A 17,290-nucleotide genomic window follows, 5' to 3' on the forward strand; every position below is an offset into this window, starting at 1 on the left:
CCCGGAGAGCGTATTTCCCGTACCTTTGCGGTTTAAGCAAACTAAAACACATGATACAGGTAGGCCGATATAACCGCCTCAGCGTAAAGAAAACTGCCGACTTTGGCGTATACCTCGATGGCTTCGGCGAATCCGAAATACTATTACCCAAGCGCTTTGTACCTGCTGGCCTTAAGGTAGGTGATCCCGTGGAAGTATTCATTTACCACGACTCCGAAAACCGTATCATCGCTACCACGCAGCAACCATTGGGCGTAGTGGGCGATATTGTAAAACTCAAAGCAGTATCGGTTACCAAACAAGGTGCTTTCCTGGATTGGGGCCTGATGAAGGATATTTTTGTACCCCTGTCTCAGCAAAACAGCAAGATGATTACCGGAGGGGAATACCTGGTACGCATTTATATTGATGAGCAAACCGGCCGCGTGGCGGCCACGGAAAAGCTGTTTCCATCGCTCAGCAATGAGAACCTCACCCTTGAGGAAAAAGAGGAAGTAGACCTGCTGATCTACCGCCGTACGGAGCTTGGCTATGCCGTGGTGATCAATGAGCAGTACAATGGTTTACTGCATTACAGCGATGTATTCCGGGAACTGGAGATTGGCGAACGCCTGAAGGGGTACGTAAAGGCCATTAAAGAAGGTAATAAGATAGACATTGCTATTGGCAAAGCCGGCTATGGCAAGGTGGAAGACGAAGGCAGCCGTATCCTGGAGCTGCTGGACGACCACGATGGCTACCTGCCCTACAATGACAAAAGCGATCCTGAGTCCATCCGCCAGTTTTTTGGCATGAGTAAAAAGACCTTTAAGATGACCACGGGCTCCTTATACAAGCAGAAAAAAATTGAATTTACCCAAACCGGGATCAAGAAAATAGCAGAATAACAGGTGTACGGGCGGGTCAAAAGGGCCTGCCCGCTTGCATTTGGAGGTATATGGGGCTTGCAGATGGCCATATAAAGGAAAAACATAGTATAATTCCTCTCTGGCTACTACCTTTGTATGCCGGGAAAACGGCCGGCAAAAAAGTATATTTAAACCATATATAGGCATTTGGCGTTAAATGGCATAACCATTGCGACGGATTGCCTGCTTGTTAAATGACTTGTACCATCTTTACTATTTTTTGTAATAGGACAGCTATTTTAACATTACTTCCATACGGATACCGTTTAATATTTATTTTTATAACTTCTTTAAGCGATCAATTTTATGGCAAACAGACTATTTGATTTTGGAATGATCGGGCTGGGAGTGATGGGACGGAACTTGTTGCTGAACATGGCCGATCATGGATTTCCCGTGCTGGGCTTTGACCGCGACGCTACCAAAACCCAGGCACTCGAAACGTCCGCCACGGCTGGTACTACGGTTAAAGGAACAAGCTCGCTGGAAGAATTGGTGCAGGGCCTCAGCCGTCCGCGCCGCATTATGATGTTAGTGCCTGCCGGCCAGCCGGTAGACGATGTGATCGAATCCCTGGTGCCTTTGCTGGACCAAGGAGATGTGATCATTGATGGTGGTAACTCCCACTATATCGACACCCTGCGCCGGGTAAATTATGTGAAGTCTAAGGGATTTCACTTTATGGGCATGGGGGTTTCCGGTGGTGAAAAGGGTGCCCGTTTTGGCCCTAGTATTATGCCGGGTGGCGACGTGGAAGCCTATAACAATGTGAAACCTATGCTGGAAGCCGTTTCTGCGAAAGTAAACGGTAGCCCTTGCGTCGATTATATGGGCCACGATGCAGCCGGTCACTATGTAAAAATGGTGCATAATGGTATAGAATATGGTATCATGCAGCTTATCAGCGAAGCCTATTCCCTGCTACAACACGCAGGCCTATCTAATGCCCAGCTTCATGACGTATTCTCCAAATGGAACGAAGGCGACATGCAATCTTTCCTGATAGAAATTACCCGTGACATTTTTGCGAAAAAGGATGATAAGACCGATAAAATCCTGGTAGACCTCATCTCCGACAAAGCCGGCTCTAAAGGCACTGGCAAGTGGACCTCCCAGGATGCCATGGACCTGCCGGTACCCATTACCGTAATTGATACGGCGGTGGCTTTGCGTAATATTTCTTCTTTTAAGGAAGACCGTGTAAAGATTGCGAAAATTTTCCCCGGTGTGGATAAGATCAACATCAGCCAGGAAGAGCTGATCGGCCAGGTACACGACGCATTGTATTTCGCCACCCTTATCAGCTATATCCAAGGCCTGGCCATGTTACAATCTGCATCTTCCGCACTGAAAATGGAGATACCCCTGCAAAACGTGGTGCGTATCTGGCGAGGTGGTTGTATTATCCGTTCTGGTTTGCTGGAAACCTTCTACGAAGTTTTCCTCAAAAATCCTGCTTTAAGTAACCTGTTGCTGGATGAAACCATTGCAGGCCTAATCAAATCCAAACTGCCCAAAACACGTATCATCGTGGGTGAAGCAGCCAAGGCAGGTATACCAGTGGCAGCAATTTCCGCAGCCCTGTCTTACTTCGATGCTTACCGCACAGAAAGACTGCCCACCAACCTGGTACAAGCACAGCGCGATTACTTTGGCGCACATACCTACCAGCGTACTGATATTGAAGGAACTTTCCACACAGAATGGCAATAAGAAACAGGTGCGTGGTGGCAGGCATGAGCGAAGAAGCCTTTCCTGCTACACGTGCTGAAAGTATCATATCAAAACCAAAATATGGAACAACACAAACGTCCTGCCTCCACCGTGCTTTTTATATTTGGTGGTAGCGGAGACCTGAACCTCCGGAAACTGACTCCTGCTTTATACAATCTTTTCCTGGACCAATGGATGCCGGAAAAATTTCATATTGCAGGCCTGGGCCGTACTCCTTACACGGATGATAATTTTCATACCCGCCTGTTGGATGGTGTTACTAAATTTTCCCGCCGCAAAGATGTAGATGCTGCAAAATTCGGCGAGTTTGCCCAACACGTGCAATACCTCCACCTGGACGCCGAAAATGAGGCAGATTTCCAGAAAATCACCGACCTGGTAAAAGCCAAGGGCGGGGAGTGGGGGGAGGAACCCAACGTAATTTTCTACCTGGCCGTAGCACCACAATTGGTGCCAGACATAGCCACCAAATTGGGTAAGCTTACGCTCACCAAGGAGAAGGCCAATACCCGTATCGTGGTAGAAAAGCCATTCGGCCATGACTTTAAAAGCGCGCATGAACTGAACGCCTTGCTGGCAAGCATGTTCACCGAAGAACAGATTTACCGCATCGATCACTACCTGGGTAAAGAAACTGTGCAGAACATCCTGGCGCTGCGTTTTGCGAACGCCATGTTTGAGCCCGTGTGGAACCGCAACTATATTGAAAGCGTACAGATCACTGCGGCAGAAACCGTAGGCCTGGAAGGCCGCGCCGGTTACTACGACCAGAGTGGTGCGCTGCGCGATATGGTGCAGAACCATATTCTGCAATTGCTTTGCATGGTAGCCATGGAAGCTCCCGTATCTTTCGATGCAAACGAGGTAAGAAATAAGAAAGTGGATGTGCTGAATGCCATCCGCCCTATTAAAACCGAAGATGTAGATAAAGTGGCGGTACGCGGTCAATATGGGCCTGGTGTGGTAAAAGGCAAGGAAGTAGTAGGCTACCGCGAAGAAAAAGGCGTGGCCGAAAAATCCAAGACCATGACCTACGCCGCTGTGAAATTCTTTATCGACAATTGGCGCTGGCAGGGTATTCCATTCTACGTGCGCACGGGTAAATTCCTGAAACAAAAGTCTACCAATATCACCCTCACTTTCCGGGAAGCGCCGCACTTTGCATTTCCGCCGGAAAGCACCAAGACCTGGCGTCCTAACCAACTGACTATCAGCATTCAGCCGGAAATGGATATCCGTATCCGCTTCCAGAGCAAACGCCCTGGTCAGACGATGACGCTGGACCCGGTGAATATGATCTTTAATTACGACGAAGCTTATGGCCGCGACGATGCCCCTGAGGCCTACGAAACGCTGCTGCTGGACGTAATGGAAGGCGATGCCACCCTGTTTATGCGCGCCGACCAGGTAGAAGCCGCCTGGAAAGTAGTGATGCCCATCCAGGAGCATTGGGAAAATACAGAGCCCGACTTCCCGAACTATACTCCGGATAGCTGGGGCCCCGAGGCTGCCGATAAGTTGATTACCAACGATGGCCATGCCTGGACAAATTTATCGCCGGCGAAAGCTTAGTTTTCAAAGATCTGGTTCCAACTGAACATAACATTCAATACCAATTTCCAACTTCAGATGAATAGATTTGAAGTTGGAAATTGGTTTTTAGGAACGTGCATATCAGTGGGAAGATTTTTTGGAAATGTATTTGAAATTGAAATCAGGAAATTTTTTCAAAATGGAACTACACATTGCGAAAGACCCGGTACAGCTCAGCGAAAACCTGGCGGCCTGGATCAGTAATTACATCCTGGAAGTATTGCAGGATAAACCTCGCTTTTCTTTCGTGCTATCCGGTGGGAGTACGCCTAAGGCCCTTTACCAGCTATTGGCCAAGCCGCCTTACAATACCATGATCCCCTGGGAAAAGCTGGACTTTTTCTGGGGCGATGAACGCGCCGTACCGTTTGAAGACAGCCGTAATAACGCCCTCATGGCTTACAATACTTTGCTGAATCATGTACCCGTAAAACCGGAACAGATCCACGTAATGAAAACTGAAGGAGACGCCGTGGCCAGCGCTGCTGAATACGAAAAGTTCCTGGAACATTATTTCCGTGGCCAAACTAACACCTTCGACCTGGTGCTGCTGGGTATGGGGGATGACGGGCATACCCTGTCCCTCTTTCCCGGCACCAAAGTGGTTCACGAGGACCAAAAATGGGTGACTGCCTTTTGGCTGCCTGCGCAGGACATGTTCCGCATTACCCTTACTGCCCCGGTGGTAAATAAAGCCGCCTGCATTATATTCATGGCCACCGGCAATGCAAAAGCATTGACATTAAAAAATGTGATAGAAGGAGAATATAATCCAGATCTGTATCCTTCCCAGCAGATCCGGCCCAGCAACGGGTCGCTACACTGGTTTGTGGACGAAGCCGCTGCGGCAGCTATGGAGTAATGCTCCGGCTACCCGCTGAAAATAGGGGAAGCTGTTAGGAATGGCAGGTTACTTGCATCCATTGCAAAGTCCGGCCTTTCCTAACAGCTTTTCTGTTTATTTTTACGGCAGCGCCATCATCGTTCCGGGCTATTATAAATGATATGCCGCTGTACGTTTACCTTAAACATGTCTACATGAAACACCTGTCTTTGCTTTTTTGCCTTGCCCTGCTGGCAGCCTGCGCCCGCAATCCATATGCTACGAGCAACAAAGAATACAAACGCCAGGTGAAAGCCTTTGCACAGACCCTGCGCGCCCAGCCGGCGCCCATCCCGGCAGACTCAGTACCGGTAGGAGCCTGGTGGGCCGGCACGGTAAACTTTAACCTGCGCAAGCCCAACTTCGTCGTCATTCACCATACTGCCCAGCACGCGTGCGATAAAACCCTGCAAACCTTTACCACCGTGGCCTCGCAGGTAAGTGCCCATTACGTGATTTGTAAGGACGGTAGTATTCACCATATGCTCAATGACTACCTGCGCGCCTGGCATGCCGGCGTGGGCAAGTGGGGCAACGTGAGCGATATAAACTCCAGTTCCATCGGTATTGAACTGGATAATTCCGGAGAGGAACCCTTTACCGCCCCCCAGCTTCATGGACTGCTGGTGCTCCTGGACACCTTGAAGCACCGGTATAATATTCCGGTCAGTAATTTTATTGGCCATGGCGACATCGCCCCGGGCCGGAAGGTAGATCCTAGTGCCTATTTTCCTTGGGATCGACTGGCAGCCAACGGTTTTGGTCAATGGTATGGTGATACCAGCCGCGTAACGGTGCCGGAAAATTTTAATTCCCTGCAAGCCCTTCACCTCATCGGTTACGATGTAAAAGATAGCACCGCCGCGGTGCTGGCCTTTAAGCGGCACTTTATCCCCCAGGATTCTTCCCGTGTGCTGGACGATGGTGAGAAAAAGATACTGTACGATGTTTCCGGAAAATATTAAGATGGTGTAACCCCATGGAACTTTTATGCATTCCGGAATGACACTACCTCCATGGTGTATTTTTTGCTTTCTTAGCGGTCAATCACATGAAAAAAATACTGATCTTATTTGCGCACCCGGTATATGAGCGGTCGCGCGCACAAAAAGTACTCGCCACTGCTGCGCAGCAAGTGCAGGGTGTTACTTTTCGGGACCTATATGAGCGTTATCCCGACTTTGACGTAGATGTGCAGAAAGAACAGCAACTATTGCAGGTACATGACATCATCATTTTGCAACACCCACTTTATTGGTATAGCATGCCCGCCCTGCTGAAACAGTGGATAGACCTGGTACTTGTCCATGGCTGGGCCTATGGCCATGAAGGGCATGCGCTGGATGGAAAGCTGTTTTTGCAGGCACTTTCCGCCGGTACCCAGCAGCAAAGTTATGCGGTAGGAGAGGCCCATAACCACCCCTTGCGGGAATTTCTTTACCCTATAGAACAAACTGCCAAAATATGCCGCATGCAGTACCTGCCACCCTTTGTGGTGCATGGCGTACATCATATAGCGGAGCCGGAACTACTGGCGTGGGGCGAAAAATTTAAACGCGCGTTATTATTATTGCAGCAAAGCAAGTTCACGCCGGCAGTCTGGCAGCAAGCGCAATACTTAAACGATTTGTTATAAAACTATTTTACCCAACTCCCAATTACCTCCATATGCACCAACACACTATTTTTTTCCAGGCCATGGTCTTTCTTGCAGCAGCCGTTGTATGCGTGCCGCTGGCAAAGCGCATTGGTATGGGTTCTGTGCTGGGCTACCTGCTGGCCGGCATTATCATTGGGCCAGCAGTGTTGGGCGTAATTGGTACGGAAAGGCATGCCATCATGGAATTTGCCGAGTTTGGGGTGGTGATGATGCTTTTCCTGGTGGGGTTGGAACTGGAGCCTAAGCTGCTGTGGAAAATGAAAGCATCGGTGCTGGGGCTGGGTAGCCTGCAAGTGGTCATCACGGCGGTAGTACTCAGTGTCCTGGCTTTTTTGCTAGGACTGGACCCCCGCATTGCCGCCATGGTGGGCATGACGCTTTGTTTGTCTTCCACCGCCATTGTGCTGCAATCATTGAAAGAAAAAGGCCTGCTTGATACCACGGCGGGTGAGAACGCATTTGCTGTGCTGCTTTTCCAGGATATTGCGGTGATCCCGATGATGGCCATTTTCCCCTTGCTGGCCCCTCGTGCCGCGCCTGGCGGACATTCGGAGGAAGCAACGGCCTGGCTTTCCAGGATGGCAGGCTGGCAGCAGTCGCTCATTGCGCTGGGAGGCGTTGCAGGGATTATTATTTGCGGGTATTTGTTTGTGCGGCCCCTGCTTAATATTGTGGCCCGTACCGGCATCCGCGAACTATTTACCGCCACGGCGTTGCTGCTCGTGATCTCTGTAACGGTGCTAATGACCATGGTGGGCCTCAGCCCCGCGCTGGGGGCCTTTCTCGGCGGAGTGGTGCTGGCCAATAGTGAGTACCGTCACGAACTACAGGCAGACATTGAGCCCTTTAAAGGCTTGCTCCTGGGTCTTTTTTTCATGGCCGTGGGTGCCACCATCGATTTTAAACTGATCCTGGAAAAGCCACTGCTGATCCTGGGGCTGGTGCTGGGGGTAATGCTGGTGAAAACGTTAGTACTACTGGCCTTAGGCAAATTTTTTACGTTGAGTTTCCGGCAAAATTTATTGTTCTCCCTCGCGCTTTGCCAGGTGGGTGAATTTTCCTTTGTACTCATTTCCTTTATCCGCACCACTTATGCACTGGAGCCCGCCGTGACCAACCTGATTACCGTGGTTGTAGCCGTGAGCATGGTGCTGACGCCACTGGTGCTGATGATCTACGAGAAGTGGCTGGGGCCTTTGATCAATGATGGCCCGGAAGACGTAGTGCGCGAGGCAGACGTGATCAGCGAGCGCTCCGATGTGATCATCTGCGGCTTTGGCCGTTTTGGTAACATGGCCGGGCGTTTTATCCGGGCCAATGGCATTAACGCCACCATCCTGGACATGGATAGCGACCGGGTAGATACCCTGCGCAAGCTGGGCATGAAAGTGTATTATGGCGATGGTACCCGTCACGACATGCTGCTGGCCGCCGGCGCAGACACTGCTAAAATCATTATCCTGGCCCTGGATACCGCGGAGAAAAACATGGATGCCGTGAAAGTAGTGAAAAAACATTTCCCTCACTTGCGCATGTACGTGCGCGCAGTGGGCAACCTGGATTCTTATGAACTCATGGATGCCGGTGTACTGCACATTTACCGGGAAACCTCCGATACCTCGCTGCGCATGGGGGCCGATGTACTGGTGGCCCTGGGCTACCGCGCTTACCACACCCAGCGTGCTGCCCGACTTTTCCTGCGCCACGACGATCGCCTGTTGAAAGAGCTTAGCTCCATCCATGACGATTCTAACCTGTTTGAACACCAAATGCGCCAGCGCATTGCCGACCTGCAACAGATGATGGAGTCCGACAAACGCAACATGCTGCGGGAAGATGTGGGTTGGGATACTGAATCATTGCAGGAAGACAAAGACATTCAGTAATTTTGCCCCTGTTACAGAAGCGCTAATGCCCCTCCCGCGCCGCTATTGGCTTTTTTCATAATTTGATATTTTCTAATTTTACTTATTAACGTTACTATATTCAATAGGAACGCTGTAATTTTCTGCCGCTTTGGAGGATGTTTTAGTCCGGAAGTTAAATACAACAATTATGGAGGTGCCCGTTAACAATACATTGCAGCAGTTTAGGAACCTGGTCGGGGTAAAGTTTCAGTTATACAATAGCTTGTTCACCGCATTGCCTTTTCATAAAATTGAGAAGACCGGGGTACTGTTGTCGCTTTTCTTATTACACTGCGAAGAAGGATTTGGCCGCAAAGAAAGCCCGATGACGATTATCGACACTTTCCTGAAGCAATATACCGCTTACGCTACAGAACAGGAACAACTAGACCTGCTGTTCCGTTTTGTACAATACACCGAACGCCAGGTAGTACTGTTCGACGCGCTGGAAGACGCTGCCTTTAAAGATATTCATGACATTAATGGCGCCGGAACGTTGAAGCACCTGCAGTCCGAAATACTGCAAACGCATACCGAGGATGCGTTGGCCCGCAAACTCAGCGACTTCTCTGTACGCCTGGTGCTTACCGCGCATCCCACCCAGTTTTATCCCGGCGAGGTATTGGGCATTATTAACGACCTGTCCAAAGCATTGCAGCAAGACAACACCGCGCTGGTTAACACCTATCTGCAACAACTGGGGAAAACGCCATTTCTTAAAAAAGAAAAGCCCACTCCTTACGACGAGGCCATGAGCCTGCTGTGGTTCCTGGAAAATGTATTTTATCAGTCTGCAGCCCGCATTATTAACCACCTGAAATCGCAGTTTCCGGGCGTTATCAACGCCCTGAATCCTTTGATCCGCATGGGCTTTTGGCCGGGCGGCGACCGGGATGGTAACCCGTTTGTAAAAGCCGAGACCACCCTGCAAGTGGCAGATGCGCTGCGTGGCGGTATTATTAAATCTTATTACCTGGATGTGCGCCGCCTTAAACGACGGCTTACTTTTAAGGGCGTTGAGAACCTGCTCTCGGCGTTGGAAGTAAAACTATTCAATAACCTTTTTATACCCGGCCAGCGTACTCACTTATCCAAGCAGGAAATACTGGGTACCTTGCACCAGGTGCGGGAGATCATCATCAGCCAGCACAATGGCTTGTTTGTAGACCTGGTAGATTCACTGATTAGCAAGGTAGAGTTGTTTGGGCTGTATTTTGCCTCCCTGGACATACGCCAGGACAGTACCGTGCATACCAAAACAGTAGAAGCCATTGCCGCTAAAACCGACGTACTCCCTAAAAATTACAAAGACCTTTCGACCGACGAAAAAATAAATGCCCTGCTAAAAGCCACAAAAACCGTGGACCCGCAGCAACTGGAAAATGAACTGTACCGCGATACGCTGCTGTCTATGCAGGCTATTAAAACTATCCAGCATAACAACGGCGAGGCAGGCTGCCACCGTTATATTATCAGCCATAGCACCAGCGTACTTAGTGTAATGGAAGTGTATGGCCTGCTGCGCCTGAGCGGCTGGAAAAACGAGGCTCTTACGGTAGACATTATACCCCTGTTCGAAACCATAGATGATCTGGGCAATGCCGGTGGTGTTATGGAGGCATTGTACGAAAATGAAATTTACCGCCGTCATTTGGCGCAACGGGGCAATACCCAGACGATCATGCTGGGGTTTTCCGATGGTACCAAGGATGGAGGGTATTTGATGGCCAACTGGAGCATTTACAAAGCCAAGGAACAACTTACCAGCATTTCCCGCCATCACGGTGTGAACGTGGTCTTCTTCGATGGCCGTGGAGGCCCTCCTGGCCGTGGTGGTGGCAAAACGCACCAGTTCTATGCGAGCATGGGCCGCAACATTGCCAATAAAGAAATACAGCTCACCATACAGGGGCAAACCGTAAGCTCCAACTTTGGTACCATCGATACGGCGCAGTTTAACATGGAGCAATTACTGCATGCCGGCATTGCCAATGAACTATTTTCTTCCCGTGAAGTGACGTTGAAATCGCAGGAGGAAAGTTTGCTGCAAACCCTGGCCGATGAAAGCTATAAAGCATTCAGTGTGTTGAAAGCCCATCCGCAGTTCCTCAACTACTTGCAACGTGTAAGCCCGCTGCGGTATTATGCAGAGGCCAACATTGGCAGCCGCCCATCTAAACGTAGTAATACCGCTAAGCTAAACCTGGACGACCTGCGCGCCGTGCCTTATGTGGGTGCCTGGAGCCAATTGAAGCAAAACGTACCTGGCTACTTCGGCGTAGGCTCCGCCCTGCGGAAGATGGAGGAAACCGGCCACTGGAAAGAGATTGAAAATCTTTATGAACATTCTATGTTTTTCAAAACCCTGCTGGATAATAGCGAGATGGCCATGAAAAAAAGTTACTTCCCTCTTACAGCCTACCTGTCGGAACATCCCGACTTTGGTGATGTATGGAATGTAATGCACGATGAATTTGAGCTTACTAAAAAATACCTGCTGAAACTTTCTGGCGGTGCAGACCTCATGTCTGGCAACCCGGTAGACCAATTGTCGATACAGATGCGCGAACGCGTGGTGCTGCCGCTCAATACCATTCAGCAATATGCACTCAACCGCATCCGTGAGTTTGATGAAAGCGGCGATAACCACCATGCCGCAAAAGAAGTGTTTGAAAAACTGGTAGTACGTTGTTCCTTCGGAATCATTAACGCGGGGCGCAATTCTGCTTAGTCCAGGCAAATACTTTTACAAAAGAAAAGCGTAAACTATTAAAATCCATGTACTACGGTGCATGGATTTTTTATTTCATAGGGCATAAATAGCAGTGCTAAGTTATGCAGGATTGGAGGTATTTAAATGCTGTATCAGTTGTATGCCCACTTCATGGAGCAGGCCTTCCGGCAAATTTTTTTGAGAAGGGTCTTTGGCGATGGCGCGTAAATAACCTTCTTCATCTGCCTCGTAGCGCACTTCTACGCCGGATACTGTAAGCACAAAAGACGTGGTATAACCTGACACCTGTGGCGTTACGGTAATAATATGTGGGGTGCCTTCGTATTCAAATTTTAGGAGAAATGGATCCATATGTTTAATTGTATTTACCTGGAAATAGCGGCAAACGCCGTGCCGTGTCAGGCGGTGGCATTGGCCTGCTGGCGGTATTTCTTAAAGCCTATACAGTTGTGTTTCTTTTCCATGGCCAAGCACGGTAAATTGGCCGCGTGCCCGAAAAGCGTACTGGGCGCGGGCGGAGGGAGGGTGATAAAAGTGTTTTGAGCAGGGGAAATAATCCGTAATATTGTTTTTTCATATCATCCACGGGCCGTTGTGCATACACTGCGGTTCGTTTTGCTATATTTAAACAAGCCCGCGATCATGATCATAGCTATCGTCTCCGGCAGTACGCGCACCGGCAGACTTTCCCATAACGTATCTCTCGTGCTGGCAGCCAAGCTGCAACACCTCACCGGCCAGGTGCCGGTAATGATAGACCTTGCCGCTTACCATATTCCTGTTTTTGAGGAAAGGCTGGATAAACAAAGTATTCCCAGCGCCGACCTGCAAAAAGTGTCCGACTTGTTGCAAAGTGCAGACGCTATTATTTTTGTATCGCCGGAGTATAATGGTACTTACACGCCCGCGCTGAAAAACATGGTAGATTCTTTGGGAAAGAAAGAATTTGCACGTAAAGTAATTGGTTGTGTAAGCGTGAGTACTGGCGCCCTGGGCGGCCTGCGAGGGGCATTGTCTATGCAACAATTGGTGTTGGCCATAGGGGGCATAGCCTTGCCGCAAATGTTGCTGGTGCCCGTGGTGCAGGATAAAGTGAATCATAATGCAGAATTTACTGATACCACTTTTGAAACCAAAGCCACCGATTTCCTCAAAGAATTTCTCTGGCTGGCCAGCGCCGTACACGCCAAAAAACTATTAGGGCAAACCCACTAACTACTCTTCCTCTCTCCCCGGGAAGTGGTGTTTTTAATTTCATCCGCCAGGAAACAAATAAAAATACACTCTCCGGGGCATTAAATAACCCCTCAAAGTTTCTATCTTCAGCCCACACCTTAATTTCACTTGATGTTTCGCCACAAATTTTTACTAACAGCCCTGCTGGGCATAACCAGCCAGGGATTTGCACAATCGTCCCAGCCCCTTGATGCCGCCCGGCTGCAACTACATTGGGAAGTGGTGGAAAATCACCACGAAGGAAAAGACGAAGTACTGTCGGCTATTACACTTATTAATAAGTCGAAAAAGCCATTGCCTGCCAGTGGATGGCAGCTCTATTTTAACTTCGACCGCCCTATAACGCCCGGTAGTTTACCTGCTCACCTGGTGGCCTCGCATGTAAATGGAGATGTTTACAAATTGGCTCCCGAAGCGGGTTTCCAGCAGGTGTTGCCGGGCGACTCGGTGCGTATGGAATTTCTGGCCGGTGCGTGGACGATCAATTTCACCGATGCCCCTTCCGGTTTTTTCATCGTGTGGGATCAGCAGCCGGACAAAGGATATGCGATCCGTGATTTCAGTATACGGCCCTCTGTATTGCCCAAGCAATTGCTCAGTGGTCCACAGGATAAAACAGGCGTACTAACCGCTGCGGATATATATGCGCAAAATGCCGGCATACAAGACCTCGCGGCGGAAAAGTTGCCGAAGATTTTTCCTACACCCACTCATTACATCGAAAATAATAACCCTTTCCTGCTTGATAAAAATACCAGCATACAGGCCGATGCCGATTTTGCAGCCCAAGCCAGTACGTTAGCTGCAGAACTGGGAACACTCCTGGGGAAAGCGCCTGCTGTGGGCGGCAGCGGCAGCCATGTGATTGCGTTGCACAAAATAAATGCACCGCATGAAGCCTACACGCTAAATGTTACGCCTGGCGGCATTAGCATCGGCGCGGGCGATGAGGCAGGTGTTTTTTACGGCATTCAATCATTGAAAAACCTTATCCCAGCTGCATACTGGAAGGCTGTTCAAAAAAGCATTCCAATAGCCGGCGTAACTGTGAGCGATACCCCTCGTTTCGCCTACCGGGGTTTTATGCTGGACGTGGCCCGCAACTTTCACCAGAAGGAGGAAGTGGAAAGGGTACTTGACGTGATGGCGTTATACAAACTCAACGTCTTTCATTTTCATCTTTCCGACGATGAAGGCTGGCGGCTGGAAATTCCCGGCCTGCCTGAACTCACCGCCATTGGTGGCAAACGGGGGTACGCCCCCGATCCTACAGATGCGCCCATGCTCTTGCCTTCTTACGGCTCCGGACCAGATACTACGCAGGCAGCCGGCAGCGGTTATTTTTCCCGGGCCGATTTTATAGCCATACTGCAATACGCCAAAGCCCGCCACATTCGCGTGATACCGGAAATAGAAGCCCCCGGCCATGCCCGTGCAGCCGTGTATTCCATGACCCAGCGTTACCGGAAATTACTGGCCGCCGACGATATAGCCGGGGCGCACAAATACCTGCTCGCCGATCCGGACGACCAGTCCATATATCACTCCGTGCAATTTTGGAACGATAATGTAATAAACGTAGCCCTGCCCTCTACTTACACCTTCTTGGAAAAAGTAGTGGACGAAATAAAAGCCATGTACAACGAAGCCGGCGCTGAACTATCTTCTATTCACATGGGCGGTGATGAAGTACCTGCAGGGGTGTGGCAAAAATCGCCTGCCTGCCTGGCGCTGATGCAGCAGGATTCCCTGAAAAGTACGCAGGACCTTTGGTATTATTTTTATGGCCGGGTGAATAAAATACTCCAGCAGCGCGGATTGCAACTATATGGTTGGGAAGAAGTGGGCATGCGCAAAACAACCAGGATGAATGGGGAAGATCTCAACATTCCCAATCCCGATTTTGTGAACAGCCGCATGCACCTGGTGGTGTGGAACAACGTGATTGGCGGTGGGGCAGAAGACCTGGCCTATCGCCTGGCCAATGCCGGGTATAAGATAGTGCTGGGCGGAGTGAGCAACTTTTATTTCGATATGGCCTACACTAAAACTTTTGCGGAACCAGGCTATTACTGGGGTGGTTATGTGGATGTGGACAAACCTTTTTACTTTATTCCATTTAACTATTACAAAAACGCTACGGTGGATGCCCAAAATAACCCGGTGGGTGCTGAAACCTTCCTGGGCAAAGATGGCCTTACTGCCTACGGCGCTTCCAATATTGAGGGGCTTGAAGGCCTGCTTTGGAGTGAAAACATTACCAGCGACAAACGCCTGGAATATATGTTGCTACCCAAGTTGCTTGCACTGGCGGAACGTGCCTGGGCGCCAGATCCGGCCTGGGCGCAGGAAGCAGACAGTACCCGCCGCGCGCAATTATACAGTGAGGCCTGGTCTGTATTCGCCAACGTGCTGGGCAAGCGGGAGCTGCCACGGCTGGATGTGTATAACAAAGGATACAATTACCGCATTCCTCCGGTGGGGGTAAGTACAGTGCAAGGCCTTACCAGCGCCAATGTACAGTTTCCCGGCCTGCAGATCCGCTACACCACCGATGGCAGTACGCCCACCGCCAAAAGTAGCCTATACACCAGCCCCTTGCCCGCCAATCCACGCTTGCAGTTTAAAGCTTTCAGCAGCAATGGCCGTACAGAGCTGGAAAATGCACCTGTGAAAATATTGCCTTCTCCTGCCACCCCTAGCGTGGAAGGTGCGCCACTACCATAAAATAAGTGGGGTATGCCTTTTATTTGCTACGTTGCCCCTTTTTAGGCTATGCTTTTTCGCAAAGTACTCGGCGTAAGGTTATGCCGCTGGGTAAGTACAATAAACGCAGCCATAAGAGTAAGAAAGTACAACGCCCGATTATACGCTACAATGCGCTTTTAAGGGGCAAATGCCAATGAAAAAGGAGCAATGGGTGTGAACCCGTTGCTCCTTTTTAGATTTTAAAAAAGTAAGCAGTAACCGGATGGATATCCGTAACTGCGATTACATCCCTAATAAAATATCCTTAAATATGTTTTAAGTACAGTTGCCTACTGATACCCCTTCTACGCGGAGCATGGAGAGGGTAAGTTGTTGTGTGTCAGCTTATACCATCATCAGGGTACGATTGCCGGTGAATGGCTCGCCAATGATGCAGATAAATAAATTTACCACGAGTTTCGTGATTTTTGCGCGTATAAAAAAATGGTTGTCTAAAAGCGAACGCTCGGCTGAGGGGCAACAGCAAGTGATCGATGAGTTGCTGTTCTTTTTTTTATAACGCATACACATCAGCAGCCATCATAACTGCATACTGGCTTTCAGTTCCAGGTATTTATTCACTACGTCAATAGTCAGTTGTTCCGGTGTGGATAGCACCGACACAATGCCGTAACGTAATAGCTCCTTGGCAATGAGCCGCTTCTCGTCGATGAACTTCTGAGCGATGGTCTGTATATAAATATCTTCCGTGGTCACGGCACTGCCGGTGGTGAGCGCACGCAAGCCGGTGTTTTCAAAGAAAATTACCATCACCAGGTGATACTTGGCCAACTTGCGCAGGTAGGGTAGCTGGCGCTGCATGCTGGATAAGGATTCAAAGTTCGTAAACAATACCAGCAGGGAGCGTTGGGAAAGCGAGGTACGCAAATGAACGCTTAGCCGCTCAAAATCGCTTTCCTGCCATTGGGTTTCCTGAGCATACAGCATTTCCAGGATCTTATTCAATTGTATTTTTTTATTGGCCGGGGGCAAAAATTCTATGTGTTGTTCTACAAAGGTTACCAGGCCGGTTTTATCGCCTTTCTGTAAGGCAACGTTGCTGAATACCAGGGTAGCGTTCACTGCGTAGTCCAGCAGCGTCATGCCGTCGAAGGGCATTTTCATGTTGCGGCTTTTATCGATCACGCAGATAACCTGCTGCGATTTTTCTTCCACATAATTATTGACCATCAGTACACCACGGCGGGCGGTGGCTTTCCAGTTCAGGGTGCGTACATCGTCGCCCTGGGTGTATTCTTTAATATGATCGAACTCCATGCTATGGCCTATCATGCGGCGTCTGTGTACGCCCAGATCCTGCATTTTATTTTGAAATGCCATCAGCTCATACTGGCGAAGCTGTAGATAGGAGGGATATACTTTTACCGGTTGTTCGGTTTTGCCCGCAAACAATCGTTGCACCAGGCCAAAGAAGGTGGTGACCAGCAGGTTGCTGTTGCCAAAGCGGTATTCTCCCCGCTCCACCGGACGCAGGGTGTAGGAAAAAATATGGCTTTGTTGAGGGGGCAGCCGGGCCGTCATCACAAAATCACGGCGCTGAAACTGGAAGGGTAGTTCCTCTAGCACGCTTATCCATAGGGGATAGCGCAGCGGATTGCTAACGGTGAGCATTACACTGTTATCATCCCCGTTACTGAAGCGGGCACTCATTTTACGCAAAGCTGTAACCGGGGCCTTGATAGCAAATAGCAGCAGCAAGTCTGTGATCACCAGCAGGGTGAGGGCCAGGGTGCAGAACTCCGCCACGGCCAGCAGGGGTGGCACAAAGAAGGCGAGGACAAACAGCAGCACGATAACGCCAGCCGCCAGGTAAAAGCGGGTGGTAAAAAAGAGTGCCTTATAGAATCGTTTAAGCATATGGGTATG

General features: G+C 49.7%; 12 protein-coding genes. 10 read left to right on the forward strand and 2 right to left on the reverse strand.

The genetic code is table 11. The annotated features are described in order from the left end of the window. Positions 1-50: 50 nt before the first annotated feature. The 8 genes from GA0116948_RS19365 (at position 51) to GA0116948_RS19400 (ending at position 11,416) form a co-directional block, all read left to right on the forward strand. Positions 51-887: a CvfB family protein gene (locus tag GA0116948_RS19365; RefSeq protein WP_089715314.1), complete on the forward strand. Its 837-nt coding sequence runs from the start codon at positions 51-53 to the stop codon at positions 885-887. A gap of 327 nt (positions 888-1,214) precedes the next feature. Beyond that, the gene (gene gndA / locus GA0116948_RS19370; protein WP_089715315.1) at positions 1,215-2,621 is read left to right on the forward strand and encodes an NADP-dependent phosphogluconate dehydrogenase; all 1,407 of its coding nucleotides are present in this window, start codon (positions 1,215-1,217) and stop codon (positions 2,619-2,621) included. A gap of 81 nt (positions 2,622-2,702) precedes the next feature. Continuing rightward, positions 2,703-4,214, forward strand: a complete 1,512-nt coding sequence (gene zwf / locus GA0116948_RS19375) for a glucose-6-phosphate dehydrogenase (protein ID WP_089715360.1) — start codon at positions 2,703-2,705, stop codon at positions 4,212-4,214. Between the two features lie 160 nt (positions 4,215-4,374). Further along, entirely contained in the window at positions 4,375-5,097 is a 723-nt protein-coding gene (gene pgl / locus GA0116948_RS19380; protein WP_089715362.1) for a 6-phosphogluconolactonase, read from the forward strand. A gap of 176 nt (positions 5,098-5,273) precedes the next feature. Next, entirely contained in the window at positions 5,274-6,083 is an 810-nt protein-coding gene (locus GA0116948_RS19385) for an N-acetylmuramoyl-L-alanine amidase (RefSeq protein WP_089715364.1), read from the forward strand. Positions 6,084-6,169: 86 nt separating this feature from the next. Then, complete coding sequence (gene kefF / locus GA0116948_RS19390) at positions 6,170-6,754, forward strand: glutathione-regulated potassium-efflux system oxidoreductase KefF (protein WP_089715317.1); 585 nt, start codon at positions 6,170-6,172, stop codon at positions 6,752-6,754. A gap of 32 nt (positions 6,755-6,786) precedes the next feature. Further along, entirely contained in the window at positions 6,787-8,664 is a 1,878-nt protein-coding gene (locus GA0116948_RS19395; protein ID WP_089715319.1) for a monovalent cation:proton antiporter-2 (CPA2) family protein, read from the forward strand. Between the two features lie 169 nt (positions 8,665-8,833). Continuing rightward, positions 8,834-11,416 (forward strand): phosphoenolpyruvate carboxylase, encoded by a 2,583-nt coding sequence (locus GA0116948_RS19400; protein ID WP_089715321.1) that lies wholly within the window; start codon positions 8,834-8,836, stop codon positions 11,414-11,416. A gap of 102 nt (positions 11,417-11,518) precedes the next feature. Here the strand turns inward: GA0116948_RS19400 and GA0116948_RS19405 are convergent, their stop codons facing one another. Further along, entirely contained in the window at positions 11,519-11,770 is a 252-nt protein-coding gene (locus GA0116948_RS19405) for a hypothetical protein (RefSeq protein WP_089715323.1), read from the reverse strand. Between the two features lie 291 nt (positions 11,771-12,061). On the opposite strand from GA0116948_RS19405, the gene GA0116948_RS19415 reads away from it, so the two are divergent. Both GA0116948_RS19415 and GA0116948_RS19420 read left to right on the forward strand, forming a co-directional pair. Next, positions 12,062-12,634, forward strand: coding sequence for an NADPH-dependent FMN reductase (locus GA0116948_RS19415; RefSeq protein WP_089715326.1), 573 nt, complete (start codon positions 12,062-12,064; stop codon positions 12,632-12,634). Between the two features lie 132 nt (positions 12,635-12,766). Beyond that, a complete protein-coding gene (locus GA0116948_RS19420; RefSeq protein WP_089715328.1) occupies positions 12,767-15,382 on the forward strand; it encodes a family 20 glycosylhydrolase in 2,616 nt (871 codons plus the stop codon). A 561-nt stretch (positions 15,383-15,943) separates the two neighbouring features. Here GA0116948_RS19420 and GA0116948_RS19425 read toward each other — a convergent pair. Beyond that, entirely contained in the window at positions 15,944-17,281 is a 1,338-nt protein-coding gene (locus GA0116948_RS19425; RefSeq protein WP_089715366.1) for a DUF58 domain-containing protein, read from the reverse strand. Positions 17,282-17,290: the final 9 nt, after the last annotated feature.

Origin of the sequence: Chitinophaga costaii (assembly GCF_900094705.1) — a bacterium.
Classification (GTDB): Bacteria; Bacteroidota; Bacteroidia; order Chitinophagales; family Chitinophagaceae; genus Chitinophaga; species Chitinophaga costaii.

Excerpts from the sequence above, each read along its gene's own strand:
- GA0116948_RS19365 (WP_089715314.1), top strand. The coding sequence starts at position 51 with ATGATACAGGTAGGCCGATATAACCGCCTCAGCGTAAAGAAAACTGCC.
- gndA (WP_089715315.1), top strand. The coding sequence starts at position 1,215 with ATGGCAAACAGACTATTTGATTTTGGAATGATCGGGCTGGGAGTGATG.
- zwf (WP_089715360.1), top strand. The coding sequence starts at position 2,703 with ATGGAACAACACAAACGTCCTGCCTCCACCGTGCTTTTTATATTTGGT.
- pgl (WP_089715362.1), top strand. The coding sequence starts at position 4,375 with ATGGAACTACACATTGCGAAAGACCCGGTACAGCTCAGCGAAAACCTG.
- GA0116948_RS19385 (WP_089715364.1), top strand. The coding sequence starts at position 5,274 with ATGAAACACCTGTCTTTGCTTTTTTGCCTTGCCCTGCTGGCAGCCTGC.
- kefF (WP_089715317.1), top strand. The coding sequence starts at position 6,170 with ATGAAAAAAATACTGATCTTATTTGCGCACCCGGTATATGAGCGGTCG.
- GA0116948_RS19395 (WP_089715319.1), top strand. The coding sequence starts at position 6,787 with ATGCACCAACACACTATTTTTTTCCAGGCCATGGTCTTTCTTGCAGCA.
- GA0116948_RS19400 (WP_089715321.1), top strand. The coding sequence starts at position 8,834 with ATGGAGGTGCCCGTTAACAATACATTGCAGCAGTTTAGGAACCTGGTC.
- GA0116948_RS19405 (WP_089715323.1), bottom strand. The coding sequence starts at position 11,770 with ATGGATCCATTTCTCCTAAAATTTGAATACGAAGGCACCCCACATATT.
- GA0116948_RS19415 (WP_089715326.1), top strand. The coding sequence starts at position 12,062 with ATGATCATAGCTATCGTCTCCGGCAGTACGCGCACCGGCAGACTTTCC.
- GA0116948_RS19420 (WP_089715328.1), top strand. The coding sequence starts at position 12,767 with ATGTTTCGCCACAAATTTTTACTAACAGCCCTGCTGGGCATAACCAGC.
- GA0116948_RS19425 (WP_089715366.1), bottom strand. The coding sequence starts at position 17,281 with ATGCTTAAACGATTCTATAAGGCACTCTTTTTTACCACCCGCTTTTAC.